The organism is Qipengyuania sphaerica (genome assembly GCF_019711595.1).
GTDB classification, from domain to species: domain Bacteria; phylum Pseudomonadota; class Alphaproteobacteria; order Sphingomonadales; family Sphingomonadaceae; genus Qipengyuania; species Qipengyuania sphaerica.
This window is the reverse complement of the sequence record NZ_JAIGNR010000003.1, coordinates 79,895-93,448: the sequence shown is the minus strand read 5'-3', so window position 1 is coordinate 93,448 and position 13,554 is coordinate 79,895. Positions and strand designations below refer to the sequence as shown.

The 13,554-nt window shown below is 63.5% G+C and carries 17 protein-coding genes; 8 read left to right on the top strand and 9 right to left on the bottom strand.

All coding sequences use genetic code 11. From position 1 onward, the window contains the following. Window positions 1-4: 4 nt before the first annotated feature. The gene (locus K3178_RS10220; protein ID WP_221571336.1) at window positions 5-1,588 is read left to right on the top strand and encodes a spinster family MFS transporter; all 1,584 of its coding nucleotides are present in this window, start codon (window positions 5-7) and stop codon (window positions 1,586-1,588) included. Here the strand turns inward: K3178_RS10220 and K3178_RS10215 are convergent, their stop codons facing one another. The 5 genes from K3178_RS10215 to K3178_RS10195 all read right to left on the bottom strand — a co-directional run bounded on the left by K3178_RS10215 (window position 1,589) and on the right by K3178_RS10195 (window position 5,752). Further along, window positions 1,589-2,116: a superoxide dismutase family protein gene (locus K3178_RS10215; RefSeq protein ID WP_221571335.1), complete on the bottom strand. Its 528-nt coding sequence runs from the start codon at window positions 2,114-2,116 to the stop codon at window positions 1,589-1,591. Window positions 2,117-2,212: 96 nt separating this feature from the next. Continuing rightward, complete coding sequence (locus K3178_RS10210) at window positions 2,213-3,295, bottom strand: OmpA family protein (protein ID WP_221571334.1); 1,083 nt, start codon at window positions 3,293-3,295, stop codon at window positions 2,213-2,215. Window positions 3,296-3,492: 197 nt separating this feature from the next. Continuing rightward, a complete protein-coding gene (locus K3178_RS10205; RefSeq protein ID WP_221571333.1) occupies window positions 3,493-3,945 on the bottom strand; it encodes a DUF2793 domain-containing protein in 453 nt (150 codons plus the stop codon). Between the two features lie 48 nt (window positions 3,946-3,993). Further along, complete coding sequence (locus K3178_RS10200; protein ID WP_221571332.1) at window positions 3,994-5,319, bottom strand: terminase large subunit domain-containing protein; 1,326 nt, start codon at window positions 5,317-5,319, stop codon at window positions 3,994-3,996. After that, a complete protein-coding gene (locus tag K3178_RS10195; RefSeq protein WP_221571331.1) occupies window positions 5,309-5,752 on the bottom strand; it encodes a hypothetical protein in 444 nt (147 codons plus the stop codon). The genes K3178_RS10200 and K3178_RS10195 overlap by 11 nt, the downstream gene beginning before the upstream one ends. 229 nt (window positions 5,753-5,981) lie before the next feature. Here K3178_RS10195 and K3178_RS10190 point away from each other — a divergent pair, with 229 nt between their 5' ends. Next, window positions 5,982-6,638 carry a YqaA family protein gene (locus tag K3178_RS10190; protein WP_221571330.1) on the top strand — a complete coding sequence of 219 codons (657 nt, stop codon included), beginning with the start codon at window positions 5,982-5,984 and terminating at the stop codon, window positions 6,636-6,638. A gap of 1 nt (window position 6,639) precedes the next feature. Here the strand turns inward: K3178_RS10190 and K3178_RS10185 are convergent, their stop codons facing one another. Next, window positions 6,640-7,326, bottom strand: a complete 687-nt coding sequence (locus tag K3178_RS10185) for a Crp/Fnr family transcriptional regulator (protein ID WP_221571329.1) — start codon at window positions 7,324-7,326, stop codon at window positions 6,640-6,642. Between the two features lie 56 nt (window positions 7,327-7,382). Between K3178_RS10185 and K3178_RS10180 the strand changes: the two genes are divergently transcribed. After that, window positions 7,383-8,222 carry a sterol desaturase family protein gene (locus tag K3178_RS10180; RefSeq protein ID WP_221571328.1) on the top strand — a complete coding sequence of 280 codons (840 nt, stop codon included), beginning with the start codon at window positions 7,383-7,385 and terminating at the stop codon, window positions 8,220-8,222. 48 nt (window positions 8,223-8,270) lie between these two features. Here K3178_RS10180 and spt read toward each other — a convergent pair whose 3' ends face one another. From spt to K3178_RS10165, 3 genes are all read right to left on the bottom strand, one after another. Further along, a complete protein-coding gene (gene spt, locus K3178_RS10175) occupies window positions 8,271-9,527 on the bottom strand; it encodes a serine palmitoyltransferase (RefSeq protein WP_221571327.1) in 1,257 nt (418 codons plus the stop codon). Next, window positions 9,524-9,769, bottom strand: coding sequence for an acyl carrier protein (locus tag K3178_RS10170; protein WP_221571326.1), 246 nt, complete (start codon window positions 9,767-9,769; stop codon window positions 9,524-9,526). The genes spt and K3178_RS10170 overlap by 4 nt, the downstream gene beginning before the upstream one ends. Window positions 9,770-9,880: 111 nt before the next feature. Then, window positions 9,881-10,249 (bottom strand): response regulator, encoded by a 369-nt coding sequence (locus tag K3178_RS10165; RefSeq protein ID WP_221571325.1) that lies wholly within the window; start codon window positions 10,247-10,249, stop codon window positions 9,881-9,883. 111 nt (window positions 10,250-10,360) lie between these two features. On the opposite strand from K3178_RS10165, the gene K3178_RS10160 reads away from it, so the two are divergent. From K3178_RS10160 to K3178_RS10140, 5 genes are read left to right on the top strand one after another with little or no spacing between them, the layout of a single operon-like run. After that, window positions 10,361-10,594, top strand: a complete 234-nt coding sequence (locus tag K3178_RS10160; RefSeq protein WP_221571642.1) for a DUF3572 family protein — start codon at window positions 10,361-10,363, stop codon at window positions 10,592-10,594. Beyond that, on the top strand, window positions 10,591-11,220 hold the full coding sequence (locus K3178_RS10155; protein WP_221571324.1) for an HAD family hydrolase: 630 nt from the start codon (window positions 10,591-10,593) through the stop codon (window positions 11,218-11,220). Before K3178_RS10160 ends, K3178_RS10155 begins: the two co-directional genes overlap by 4 nt. Further along, entirely contained in the window at window positions 11,217-11,675 is a 459-nt protein-coding gene (locus tag K3178_RS10150; protein WP_221571323.1) for a RidA family protein, read from the top strand. Before K3178_RS10155 ends, K3178_RS10150 begins: the two co-directional genes overlap by 4 nt. Next, window positions 11,653-12,420, top strand: a complete 768-nt coding sequence (locus K3178_RS10145; protein WP_221571322.1) for a glycerophosphodiester phosphodiesterase family protein — start codon at window positions 11,653-11,655, stop codon at window positions 12,418-12,420. Before K3178_RS10150 ends, K3178_RS10145 begins: the two co-directional genes overlap by 23 nt. Further along, window positions 12,417-13,553 (top strand): GNAT family N-acetyltransferase, encoded by a 1,137-nt coding sequence (locus tag K3178_RS10140; RefSeq protein ID WP_221571321.1) that lies wholly within the window; start codon window positions 12,417-12,419, stop codon window positions 13,551-13,553. The genes K3178_RS10145 and K3178_RS10140 overlap by 4 nt, the downstream gene beginning before the upstream one ends. Window position 13,554 lies beyond the last annotated feature (1 nt).

The window sequence follows — 13,554 nt, the reverse complement described above, 5'->3', positions numbered from 1 at the left end:
AGAATTGAGCCAGACATCGCCTGCCGAACCCACCGAAATTCCAGCAGGCGAGGCGGAGGCGAAGGTCCCCGCCTACAGCTGGTATGCGTTGGGCGTGTTGGTGGTCGTCTATGTCCTGAACTTCGTCGACCGGAACATCATTTCGATCCTCGCCGAGGACATCAAGGCGGATCTGGGACTGCGCGACGACCAGATCGGGTTCCTCTATGGCACTGCCTTCGGGGTGTTTTACGCTCTGTTCGGCATCCCCCTCGGCAAGCTGGCGGATAGCTGGCACCGCGTCCGGCTGATGACCATCGGCCTCGCGGTCTGGTCTGCCTTCACGGCGCTTTCGGGTTTTGCGAAGAATTTCGCCGCGCTCAGTGTAGCGCGCATCGGCGTGGGCGTTGGTGAAGCGACGGCCAGCCCCAGCGCTTATTCGCTGATCTCGGACTGGTTTCCGAAGAACATGCGCGCCACTGCGCTCGCGATATATTCGTCGGGGTTATACATCGGTGGCGGCATTTCCTTGTTGATTGGCGGTGCAATCGTCGAAAACTGGAATGCGGCCTACCCGGTCGATGCGCCGCTGGGTCTCGCCGGTTGGCAGGCGGCCTTCATCATCGTCGGATTGCCCGGGCTGTTGCTGGCGATGCTCGTCTTCACTCTTCGCGAACCCCTGCGCGGCCAGAGCGAAGGGATCGTCACCCCACCGCCGAAGGATCCGTTTCGTGGCTTCTTCAAGGAACTTGTCGCGGTTATTCCGCCCTTCACACTGATCGGAGCCGCGCAAGCCGGTACGCGGGGAATCCTCATCAATCTTGCGGGTGCGCTGGTCATCGGCGGCATCGCCTGGCTGATGGCCGACTATACCGGCAACGCCCAGCAATGGGGCGCAGTGGGCATTGGATATTACGCGATCTACTCGTGGGCGACGACGCTCAAGAGGCGCGATGCCCCAACCTTCGGTTTGATCTGGGGAACGCCTGCCTTCCTCACCACGATCCTTGGTTATGGCATGGTCGCATTCATGTCTTATGCGGCCTCATTCTGGGCAGCGCCCTATGCCATCCGCATTCTGGGCGAAGCGCCTTCGGTAGCAGGTTGGTGGATCGGCGGTCCGGGCGCGCTCGGCGGTTTCCTCGGAGTGATTGCTGGTGGCTGGCTAGCCGACTTCCTGCGCAAACGACTTGCCGCGGGCAGGCTCATCGTTGTCGCTGTCGGCCTCGTCGGCGCAGCGCCATTTCTGTATGTGATGTTCACGACGCAGGACACCACGACCTTCTACATTGCGGCCTTCTTGCAATCCCTGTTTGGCAGTTCCGCACTCGGCGCGGCGGCCGCAACCACGCAGGACCTCGTGCTGCCGAGAATGCGCGGGACCGCGACGGCCACCTTCTTTCTGTCCACCACGCTCGTGGGTCTGGCGCTTGGGCCCTACATGGCAGGACAGGTGTCGACGATGTCGGGAAGCCTTTCGACCGGGGGGCTGAGCCTGCTCATCGCCGTTCCGATTGGGCTGGTTCTGCTACTGGTCGCCTATCGGACCGTGCCGAAGGCGGAGCAAACGGTCCTCGAACGCGCGCGCAAAGCGGGTGAAGAGGTCTAGTCAGCTAGCAGGGGTCAAGACCCCGCAAGCAACCCGCGCACCCGCATCGCCGGCGGGGTCGCTGCGGTAATCATCCGCACCTGCGTGGATGACGATCGCAGTGCCGTCGGCATCGAAAATGCTGTCTCGCAATTGAGCCGTATCGGCGCCGAGATCGACTTGCGTGCTGGTACTGCGCGATGCGCCGATGACGAGGTTGGGCATGTCGCCCAGATGCTTGCCCTTGGGATTGAGTGAACCGTGTTCACGCTGGGCAGGGTTGAGGTGACCGCCTGCACTTTTGAAGTCCGGCCCCTCGCAGCGCCCGGTAGTGTGAAGGTGGAATCCATGCTCGCCGGGTTCCAATCCCGTGGCGGCGACAGCCAGCGATAGGGTCTGACCGTCGGAAAGCAGTTGTGCGGTCCCTGCAGGTACTCCGTTTGCGTAATCGAGCCGCGCTTCGCCGACACGCTCCGTCGGCAGGTCTGCCACGGTTGAGCAGGCAGCAAGTGCCAGTGCAGGCAAGGAGGCGGCGAGGATCAGTCTCATGGTATTGGGTCCCGAATTGCTGAAGCTTTGCAAACCCAACGAAAAAGGGGCCGGATCGCTCCGGCCCCTTCTCGTGTTTTCAACTCTTGCGAGTGATTACATGCCCGAACCCGGGCCGTAGGTAACTTCCACACGGCGGTTCTGCAGTTCGCGAACGCCGTCGGCGGTCGGAACGCGAAGCTGGCTTTCGCCGAAGGCTTCGCTCGAGATGCGGCCACCGGGGACACCGCGAGCGGTGAGGTAGTCGCGGACCGAGTCGTTACGACGCTGGGCGAGGCCCATGTTGTACTGCGCCGAACCCGAGGTGTCGGTGTGGCCAGCGAGCATGACCGAAGCCGTGCCGCAGTTGGCGTAAGCCGAAACCGCGTTGTCGAGGATCGTTGCCGCTTCCGGAGTGATCGTCGATTCGTCCCAGTTGAAGAAGACGATGTACGGGCCCTGCTGGCAAACCGGAGCCGGCGGAGGCGGCGGCGGAGGCGGCGGGGGCGGAGGAGGCGGCGGCGGCGGCGGCGGCGGAGGCGGCGGCGGGGGCGGCGGAGCACCGAAGTTGTAGCTCAGCGTGCCCAGCAGCGAGTGCGTCCGGAAATGCGCATCAAGCGGCGCGCCGGTGCTGGTGACGACTTCAACGCCCGTCGCGTTGAACAGGCGATAGCGCAGGCCGACGTCGAGATTGTCGGTCAGCGGAGCGCGAACGCCTGCAAGGATCTGCCATGCGAGGTCGCTCGACGAATCGTCGATCGTCAAGCCGGCACCGAAGAGGCGTGCTTCAACGCTGGTGCGAGCTACGCCGAGACCGCCGCCTACAAAGCCCTGGAGGCCATCATCGGGACCGAAGTCGAACATGCCGTTGAGCATGAACGAAAGCGCGCTGGTCGAACCATTGGTCGGGAAAGCGTCGGTGCCGAAAAGGTTGACGGTCGAGTGACCGGCCTCACGATAGCCGACTTCTGCTTCCAGAACGAAGACACCGAAATCGTAACCGACAAAAGCGGCGCCGTCGTAACCTTCATCGAAATATGCCGTTGCGATGAGGTCGTCAGTATCTTCGAGAGTATATTCGAGATCTTCCGCGAGCATCGGGCCGAAACCGCCACCGATGTACCACGAATTATCTCGTGCGAGGGCTGGCGATGCAATGGCCGTCGAGGCCAACGCCATTCCTATGACTAATTTCCGCATTATTGATTTCCCCTTTTTGCGAATTGGAGCCACCGAGTGAAACTTATCTATAGTCGCCTGTTCATGGTGGCAAGCGGGCAATATCGGGCACTGTTGCAAGAATGTCGCAATTCCCGTCGCTTACCTGTGTGAGCCGGCAGCATAATCCCCATGATGACGCTCGCGTAACGGCAGAAGTCCCGCTCGGTTCCCCGGTTTCACCCAAGAATCCCGAAACTGCGCAGCGCATCCAGGATGGCCTGGACTGCCTGTCGAGCCTCGTCATCAACGGTCGCGCCACCGCTGGGAGCGGCGGGGCTGGCAAGGACCGTCCATTGTCCGTCGAATGATCGATAGGCGCCCAGGCCGGTGTCGAAGATTTTCATGCCATTGTGCGGGACGGCGAAAGACCATTGCTGACCATCCCAGCTGGCGATCGCATCTTTCTTGCCGGTAAATTCGCCGTCCGGATTGGAAGCGACGATGTAGCAATCACCCGCCACCGGTGTGGGGGGCGGGCTGCCAAGCTCACCGGCAATGGCGGGCTGCAGGAGAAAATCGATCCGGGCCAATGCCTCGTTGACGGTAAATTCCTTCTGCGACTGCCCTGCGAACAGGAAGGGCAGCGAATGGCGCGGAGTAGTGTCATTAGAACTTGCGGGGTCGGCCATGCGGGCTCCTCCTTGGGTATTGGACTTGCAGCTAAAGGAGCGAGCAGATCAGGCTCGCTTGCGATTTGGCCAGGCTGCCGATTTGACGGACCCACAAGGGGCCCACGCCGTAGGTCCCGACCAGCGAAGCGACGAGTAGGGCGGGCAACTCGTATGCCTGCTGTCCCGTCGACCATGTCGCGTAGGGAATATCGATCGGTCCGAAGCCGATTTCATAGGCCTCGACCTCTTCGACCAGCGGTGTGTCCACCCCGTCGGGCCACAGCCATTGGCCACGCGCATGGCGGCGCGCAGCACGCTGGCGACCATCTGGCCGCCCTGGTTGGCCTCGGCCACCACGCGGTCGGCACACCATGCCTCGGCGGCATTGGCGACCGCCCGGGCCCAGCGTTCGGGCGTGGCTTTTTCGACCGAGCAATCGGCGAGCACCTGCGCCACACCCGATGTGCCGAGGCCGCAGACCACGATACCGCAGGCATCGCCGCGCTCGCTGGCGGGCGGGTCGACGCCGATGACCACGCGGCTCAGTTTTTCCGATTTGCCGTCGGTGCGACACTCTTCCAGCAATGCGCGGGTCCACAAGGCCCCGTCGGCCTCGGCCAGCATCTCGCCTTCAAGCTCCTGACGTCCGAGCGTCGAGCCTTCGTATTGCGCCAGCATCCCCTTGTAATAGGCGACGGGCAGCGCGCCGGCATTGTCCGCAGTGCGGCCCTTGGCCACCGCCACCGCCCCGTCGCGCGCTTCTTCGAGCAGGCGCATCATCAGCGCCACGCGGCGAGGCGTGCTGGTAGCAAGCAGGCGCGGATGATCGCCCAGCCGCATGCCCATCTGGAGGTTGTCCCAGGCGGACAGCGCGCGGCCTCCGGCATTGTCCCACTTGGCCACCTCGTCGCACCAGGCGTGGCTGTGCTGCGGGCCTCTCAGGCTCTCCGGCTCGCCAGCCGAATAGAGGAAGGCCTGCGCGCCATTGGGCCAGGACAACCGCTTCAGCGAGGGCTCGTAATCGGGCGCGAGCGCACCGGGGGCGGCGGCAAGGATGCCGCTTTCGCCTTCGACCATCACGCTGCGCACTTCGCCCAGCGAAGCGCCGACCAGCGCGATCCGCGCGTCGGGTTCGTGGCGCGCCACATCGCGCACCCATTCGGCGCCCGCGCGCGTCTTGCCGAAGCCGCGCCCGGCGCAGATCAACCAGACGCGCCAGTCGCCCGGCGGGGGCAGTTGTTCGTCGCGGCCCCAGACTTCCCAGTGCCAGCTGGCGAGTGCCTTCCGCTCGTGCGGCAGGAGCAGCTTGTCGAGGTCGGCGCGGCTGGCGAAGCCCTTGTCGCCCTCTGCCCTGAACCAGCTTCCGCGAGTGGCGCGCGGTTCACTTGCCATCGCGTTTCGCCGCCCGTTTCGCTTCGAGCTCGGCCGCCTTTTCCTCGCGCCGCCTTATTTCGTCGATCTTGGCATTGATCGATTTCATCGTGGCGATCTCGTCGTCGAGCGTGGCGCGGCCCTTTTCCTTCGCCACCGTCTCGCGGTGCGCGATCAGGCAGCGGAAGGCGGTGCCGATATCGAACTTGCGCTTGTTGCCATCCGCGTCGACATCCTCGAGCCGCCCTTCTCGCAGGCGGCTGAGCAGTTCCATCTCCAGATTGTCGTACCCTTCGGCGAGCGCCGCATACCATAGCCGCGCGAAATCGGCGTTCTCGCGCCGCGTCTTGTAGACCAGGCTCTGGCTGACAGTGGCGAGTTCGCAGGCCGCCTTCACATTCGACGTCTCGGCCAGCGCATTGAGGAAAATGCGCTCCCAGTTTTTCTTTGCCATACGCGCCTCCCTCCCGAGCCGAAGCCAACAGCGGACACGAAAAAGGGCGGTGGCCCTTCCGGCCTCGCCCGTTCGAATCACACTATCGCGATGTTCCTTTTGTCTAGCCAAATAGGGCAACGATGTCAAGAAAAAAGAACCAAATAGGTTATACCGGAGAGCGTTGCCAACAGCCTCCTGCTGGCCTAAATCCGCACCACCTTACGGGACGCGAGGAATCACCCCCCAAATGCTGATGAAACCGCTGCGCGGGCTGTACGACTGGACGATGGACAAGGCCGCCCACCCGCATGCCGTGTGGTGGCTGGCGTTCTTCTGCTTCGTCGAATCCTCCTTCTTCCCGATCCCGCCGCACCCGTTGCTCGGCCTGATGTGCCTTGCAGAACCGAAAAAGGCGGTGAAGTTCGCGATCGTCGCCACGCTGGCATCGGTGGCGGGCGCGCTGCTTGGCTATGCGATCGGCTGGGGGCTCTACGACACGGTGGGCGTGTGGCTGATCGGGGCTCTCGGCCTGACCGAGGCTTTCCCCGTCGCCGCCTGCCATTTGCGCGAATACGACTTCGAGGCGATCCTGATCGCGGGCGCGACGCCGGTGCCGTTCAAGCTGCTGACCATCACCGCCGGTTTCGTCGGCATGAACCTCGTCACCTTCGTACTCTCGAGCCTGTTCGCCCGCGCGCTCATTTTCATGACCGTTGGGATCCTGTTCCGCGTCTTCGGCGCGCCGATCAAGCGGGTGATCGACAAATACCTCGGCTGGGTCACCACGGCCTTCGTGGTGCTGGTCGTCGGCGGTGTGCTGGTGCTTACCCAGCTCGGCGGGAGCGAGGACGAGGACGACGGTCCGTGTTCCGCCGCAACGGTCGTCAACCCGGCGGCAGGCTGATCTAGCCGAGCGCAAATCGCGACAGGGCGTCGCGGTCGGGAATCGCAATTGTCCCGTAGCCGCGCTTCACCAGCCGCCGCTTTTCCAGGTCCCGCAATGCCGCATTGGCCGTGGCGCGGGTGACGCCGAGCAAATCGGCGAGTTCCTGCTGTGTGATGGTGACGCTCGCCTCGTCCGGGGCATCGCCTGCCATCGTCGCGAGTAGTCCGGCAAGCCGTGCGGGGTTGGTCCCGTGGCGCAGTCCGGCAAGGATCGAGAGCGTATCCTGCAGCTGCTCCGACAAGGCGCCGAGCAGAGCGCGCGAGGAGGCGGGGTAATTGCCCAGCGCATCGAGGAAGGGCCTGGCCGCGACCAACCGTACGCGGCTTTCCCCGCGCGAGATCGCATCGACGATGCGCGGCTTGCCCGAGAAGACCGCCAGCTCGCCATAGGAATCGCCCGGGCCGAGCAGTGCGACCGCGCGGAACTCGCCCTCGGGCAGGAACTGGCCCACGCGTACCGCGCCTTCCTCGATCAGCCAGAAGCCGTCCGCCGGATCGCCGCGCTGCTGGATGATCTGGCCGTCGGTGAATGTCCGCAGCTGCGAGAGACGAAGCAGGTGCGACTGCAGCGCGCTCTCGAGCGCCGAAAACAGCATCGGCGTGACGAGCGACCGCCGAGTCGCGTTCAATTGTAAAATTCTGGACATTCTTTCGGTCCGGTAAAGGCTAGACCCCGATTCGACAAGATTCCGGGAGAGAGCCCATGCCCTCGTCGACCATTGCCATCCTCGCCATCTACCTCGGCTTTGCCGCGCTGGAACTGTGGCGTTCGAACCTGTTCGCCAAGCCCGAACAGACGCGCGACGACGGGATCGTGGAGGCGGTGAGCATCGTGGTGCTGCTGGGCCTGACGCAGCCTGCCGTGCTGTTCGCCTCGGCCTGGCTGGCAGGAGAGATCGCCCCGCAATACGCCAATGCGCTGGCGGGGCTCAACGTCTTCGCGGCGATCGGGCTGTTCCTCGTGCTCGACGACATGATGCAATACTGGTGGCACCGCGCCGCGCACACCTTTCCGTGGCTCTACAACCTCCACCGCCCGCACCATAATGCGCGCTACATGAGCGTGCGCCTCGTCTACCGGAACAATTTGTTCTATTACATGATGATGCCCGGCATCTGGTTGTCGGGCGTGCTGATCTACCTCGGCCTGGGCTGGGTCTATGCGGGCTATATCGTGGTCAAGCTGGCGGTCATCACCGGCGCGCATTCGGACGTCGCCTGGGACAGGCCGCTCTACAAGGTGAAGTGGCTCTCGCCCGTCATGTGGCTGGCCGAGCGCACGATCTCGACCCCCGCCACGCATCACGCGCATCACGGCCGCCATGCCAGCGATCCGGCGGTCCATTACAAGGGCAATTACGGGAACCTGCTGTTCTTCTGGGACGTGCTGTTCGGCACGGCGAAGATCACGCGCAGCTATCCGGAAAGCTACGGGGTCGAGAACCTGCCCGAGACCTCGCTCGGCGAGCAGCTGGCGTGGCCGCTGTTCGGCAGCATTCCGCAGGAACAGGTTGGAGAGGGGCAGGCGCATAGCGCCGCCTGAACGGAAGGACCGGCCGGAATTGCGACCCTCCGGCTGGTCCTTTTTGCCTTAGATAATTCCGGTTTCCTTGCCCGCCTTCTCGAAAATCTCGAGGATCTGGCCAACTTCCTCCTCGCTATGCTCAGCACAGAGCGAGCAGCGCAGCAGGGTCATGCCCGCGGGCGTTGCCGGCGGCCTTGCAAGGTTCACATAGAGGCCATTGCGGATCAGCGCTTCCCACATATGCGCGCCCTTTTCGAGGTCGGGCATGATCACCGCGATGATCGCGCTCTGCGGTTCCTCGGTGCCCAGCTTGAAGCCCAGCTCGCGAAGGCCTGAGTGCAGGTTCTTCGAATTCTCCCAGAGATGCGCGCGCTTGTTCGATCCGTGCATGAGCTTGCGGATCGAAGTCGCCGCAGTCGCCACAACGGACGGCGGCAGCGAGGCGGTGAAGACATAGGGACGGCAGACGAGCCGCATGATCTCGAACTTGGGGTGGTTCGACACGCAGAAACCGCCCACCGTGCCGACGCTCTTGGAGAAAGTGCCGATGATGAAATCGACATCGTCGATGACGCCCGCATCCTCGACCACGCCGCGACCGTTCTCGCCGATGAAACCCATCGAATGCGCTTCGTCGACCAGCACCATGGCGCCGTATTTCTTCGCCACCGCGACCATTTCGGCGAGCGGCGCGACATCGCCAAGCATCGAGTAGACGCCTTCCAATACCACCAGCTTGCCCGCGCCTTCGGGGATGCGCTTGAGGCGCTTTTCCATCGCCTCGATATCATTGTGCTTGAACGGCACGACCTCGGCATTGCCCATCGCGCAGCCGTCCCAGATGCTGGCGTGGCTGTCGATATCAAGGACGATGTAATCGCCCTTGCCCGCGATGGTGGAGATGATCCCGAGATTGGCCTGGTAGCCGGTCGAGAAGACCATCGCGTGGTCCATGTCGTAGAATTCGCGCAGCGCCTCTTCGCATTCCTTGTGACCCTGGTAGGTCCCGTTGAGAACGCGGCTGCCCGTGGTGCCCGAACCGAAATCGGCCAGCGCCTGCTTGCCCGCTTCGACCACGTCGGGGTCGAAGGTCATGCCCATGTAATTGTAGGTGCCGAGCAGGATCGTCTCGCGCCCGTTGCAGATCGCGCGGGTGGGCGAGAGGACCTTTTCCATCACCAGGTTGAACGGATCCTCGCGCCCTTGCGAAAGCAGGCCTTCGCGCAGCGCAATGATGTCGTCGAACTTGGAGAAGAGGTCCTTGTCGCCCGCGTGCGCTTCGTGCGTTTCGGGCTGGTCCGGCTGGATGATGCCTTCGCTCATGCGTCGGCCTGCAGCTTGTGGACCGCATCGACGAGCTGGCCGTAATTCTCGATCTCGGCCTGCTGGTTCATGCTGATGATGATGTCGAATTCGTCCTCGATCTCGGCGACGAAATCCATCACCGTCAGGCTGTCGAATTCGAGATCGTTCTGGAAGGTGGTCTCATCCTTGATCTCGACACCCTTCTTGTTGAAGGGTTCGATGAGGCTGCGGATTTTCGCGTCGACTTCTGCGCGGTCCATAAACGGGTCCAGTTCTTCAAATGCAGTGCGACCCGCAGGGTTGCAGGTCTTAACGAATGGGGCGGCAAAGCGGTTTCCGCGCGGATTTGTCAAGTTTTCGCGTGCGTCGGCTCAGTCGGAAAGCAGCTTGCGGACCGCCGCCATGAACGGTCCGATCGACACCGGCTTGGCAAGGTAATCCTCCGCGCCTGCATCCCTGATCCGCTCTTCGTCGCCTTTTCCGGCATAGGCGGTGACGGCGAGAACCGGCACGCTTTCCATGGACTTGTCGGCTTTGAGCTCGGCGATCAGGTCCACCCCGCTGACATTGGGCAGCTGGATATCCATGATGACCAGCTGCGGATCGGACTTCTTCGCCGTGGCAAGGAAGTTGTTCCCGTCGGAAACCGGCACCACCTCGTAACCGTTCGCCTTCAGCACGTCACAAAACAGCTTACGGTTGAGGTCGTTGTCCTCGACAACGAGGATTCTCTTTGCCACGGGGCCAATGTCTCCTGCGAATGAGCTGGCAGGGCCTAGAGCCAAGCGGAAGGACTTACAATTCTAGAGCGAAATAAATCGGCAGGCGGAGACGGACGGGCGCCCGAAGTGCTGGCGCTGGAAGCTCTCGGCTGGGCGCTGACCAACGAAAAGCGCGCCGAACGCCTGCTTTCGTTGACCGGCCTGACGCCGGAGCGATTGCGCCACGGGATCGACGATCGCAGCGTGCAGGCGGCTGTGCTGGAATTCCTCGCAAATCACGAGCCGGACCTTATCTCGGCCGCAGACGCTTTGAACACGACACCCGAAACCTTGGTCGCAGCCGCTAGGACACTCAATTCATGACCCGCCCGCTGATCATCTCCGATTGCGACGAAGTGCTGCTCTATATGGTCACGCCCTTCAAGGAATGGCTCGCCGAAACGCAGGGCGTCGAATTCCGTATGGTCGGCAATGATTTTTCCAAGGCGCTGCGCTGGCAGGACAGCGGCGAAATCCTGGAGCCCGACGATATCTGGAAAAAGCTCGGCCTGTTTTTCGATACCGAGATGTACCGCCAGAATCCCATTCCCGGCGCGATCGAGGGCATCAATACGCTGGCCGAGGAGGCCGACGTGGTCATCCTCACCAATCTCGTCGACAAGCGCCAGCAGATGCGGACCGAGCAGCTGGCGGGCCACGGCGTCAATGCGCGCGTCTTCACCAACCAGGGGCCCAAGGGTCCGGCGCTGCAGAATATCCTCGCCGAATACAATCCATCGAAGGCCATCTTCATCGACGATCTCGCGCAGCACCACCGCTCGGCGCGCGAAACGATTTCGGAGATCACCACGCTCCATCTGTGCGGCGAGCCCATGCTCGCTCCGCATATCGATTGCGCCCACACCTCGGGCCATGCCGATGCGCGGATCGATCACTGGGACGAAGCGCTGCCGTGGCTGCGTGCGCAACTGCAAAAGGAAACAGCATGAGCATTGCCGCGAAACTCGAAGAACTGGGTATCGACCTTCCGCAAGCGGCGGCGCCCGTCGCCAGCTACCAGCCGCTCGTGGTTTCGGGCGACACCGCCTATATCTCGGGCCAGCTGCCCTTCGTCGATGGCCAGCTCGTCACCGGCAAGCTGGGGCAGAACGTGACGCTCGAACGCGGGCAGGAAGCTGCGCGCGCCTGCGGGATGATGATCCTTGCGCAGCTGAAGGCTGCCGGCCTGCTCGAACGGGTGGAGAAGGTGGTCAAGCTGGGCGGTTTCGTCGCCAGCGTGCCGGACTTCACCGACCAGCCCAAGGTTGTGAACGGCTGCAGCGATTTGATGGCCGAAGTGTTCGGCGATGCGGGCCGCCATGCGAGGAGCGCTGTCGGCGTGCCGGTGCTGCCGCTCGATGCCGCGGTGGAAGTGGACGCGATTGTCGCTCTTCAGCCCGCTTGACCGGCTGATCGTAAGCCCGCCCGACCCCGTGCGGGTCGGCTGGCTGCGTGAGTGGACCTATGCTCACCGCGGCTTGCACGGGGAGGGCGTGCCCGAAAATTCGCTCGCCGGCTATGCGCTCGCGGCCGGGCGCGGCCTCGGTATTGAATGCGATATCCAGCGCAGCCGCGACGGGTGCGCGATGCTGGTCCACGACTGGGAGCTCGACCGGCTGACCGGCGTGCACGGACCGCTCGCCGACCATAGCGCCGAGGAACTCGCGCAGATCGCCTTCCTCGATAGCGAGCACAAGCTGGCGCGGCTCGACGATCTGCTTCCGGTTCTTGACGGGCAGGTGCCGATCCTGATCGAGATCAAGTCGCGGCGCGGCTATGAGGTAAAGCGCAGCTGCCGCGCGGTGGCGAAAGCGCTCGAAGGCTATGCGGGCAAGCACGCGGTCATGAGTTTCGATCCCCGCGTTTGCGTATGGTTCGGCAAACACTCTCCGCAAACTGTGCGGGGTCTCGTCATGCGCGAGGACGAGGTCGGCATGACGCAGAAGCCATGGCAGCGCCATGTCGCGCTCTGGGCGGCACGGCCAGAATTCATCGCCTACCACGTCCTCGCCTTGCCCAATCCCATGGTCGCCGTGCTGCGAGCGCGCGGGATGCCGGTGCTGACCTGGACGGTGAATTCGGCCGAAACGCGCCGGACCGGCGAGGCCCATGCCGATGCGCTGATCGCCGAAGGAGACGGGCTGGCGTGAGCGAGGAGGGGCTTGCCGCGCGGATTGCCGGGTCGGTCGGCGCTTTCGACCGGGCGGCATGGAATGTGCTGGCGGGCGACAATCCCTTCATGAGCCACGAATTTCTCACCGCGCTCGAAGATTCGGGCAGCGTGGGGCCGGGCACCGGCTGGCAGAGCGTCCCGATAGTGATCTCCTCGGAAGGAGGCCCGCCGCTCGCCGCCATGCCCGCCTATGCCAAGGGGCACAGCCAGGGCGAATATGTCTTCGACCACAGCTGGGCCAATGCATACGAGCGGGCAGGGGGGAATTACTATCCCAAACTCCAGATCGCAGCGCCTTTCACGCCCGCGACGGGGCCGAGGTTGTTGCTGTCCGATCCGTCGCTTGCTGCGCCCTTGCTGTCGGCGGCCGAGCAGGTCTGCCGTCAGAACCGGTTCTCCTCCGCCCACGCGACCTTCATCGAGCCGGACCAGTTGCCGCTGTTCGAGCACGCGGGATGGATGCTGCGCAGCGATATCCAGTTCCACTGGCTCAACCGTGATTTCGGGAGTTTCGAGGACTTTCTCGCCACGCTGACTTCGCGTAAACGCAAGGACCTGCGCAAAGAGCGCGCGGCGGCGCAGGAGGGGTTGGAGATAGTCCGCCTCACCGGCGACGACATCAGGCCGCACCACTGGGACGCTTTCTGGCATTTCTACCAGGACACCGGCGCGCGCAAATGGGGCCATCCCTATTTGACGCGCGAGGCCTTCGACCTGTTCGGCGAGCGCATGGGCGAAAAGATCGTGCTTGTGCTGGCGCTGGAGAATGGCGAGCCGATTGCCGGCGCGCTCAATTTCATCGGGGGAGAGGCGCTTTACGGGCGCTATTGGGGCTGCACGAAGCAGCTGCCCTTCCTGCATTTCGAGCTGTGCTATTACCAGGCGATCGATGCCGCCATCGAGCTAGGCCTATCGCGGGTCGAGGCGGGAGCCCAGGGAGGGCACAAGCTGGCCCGCGGCTACGAACCGGTCGAAACCTTCAGCGCACACTGGTTCGCCGATCCGGGCTTCGGCGCGGCGGTGGCGGAGTTCCTCGAGCGAGAGCGCGAAGGCGTGGCCGCCGACCGCAATTATCTCGAGCGAAGAACGCCCTTCCGGAAAACCGATTAGC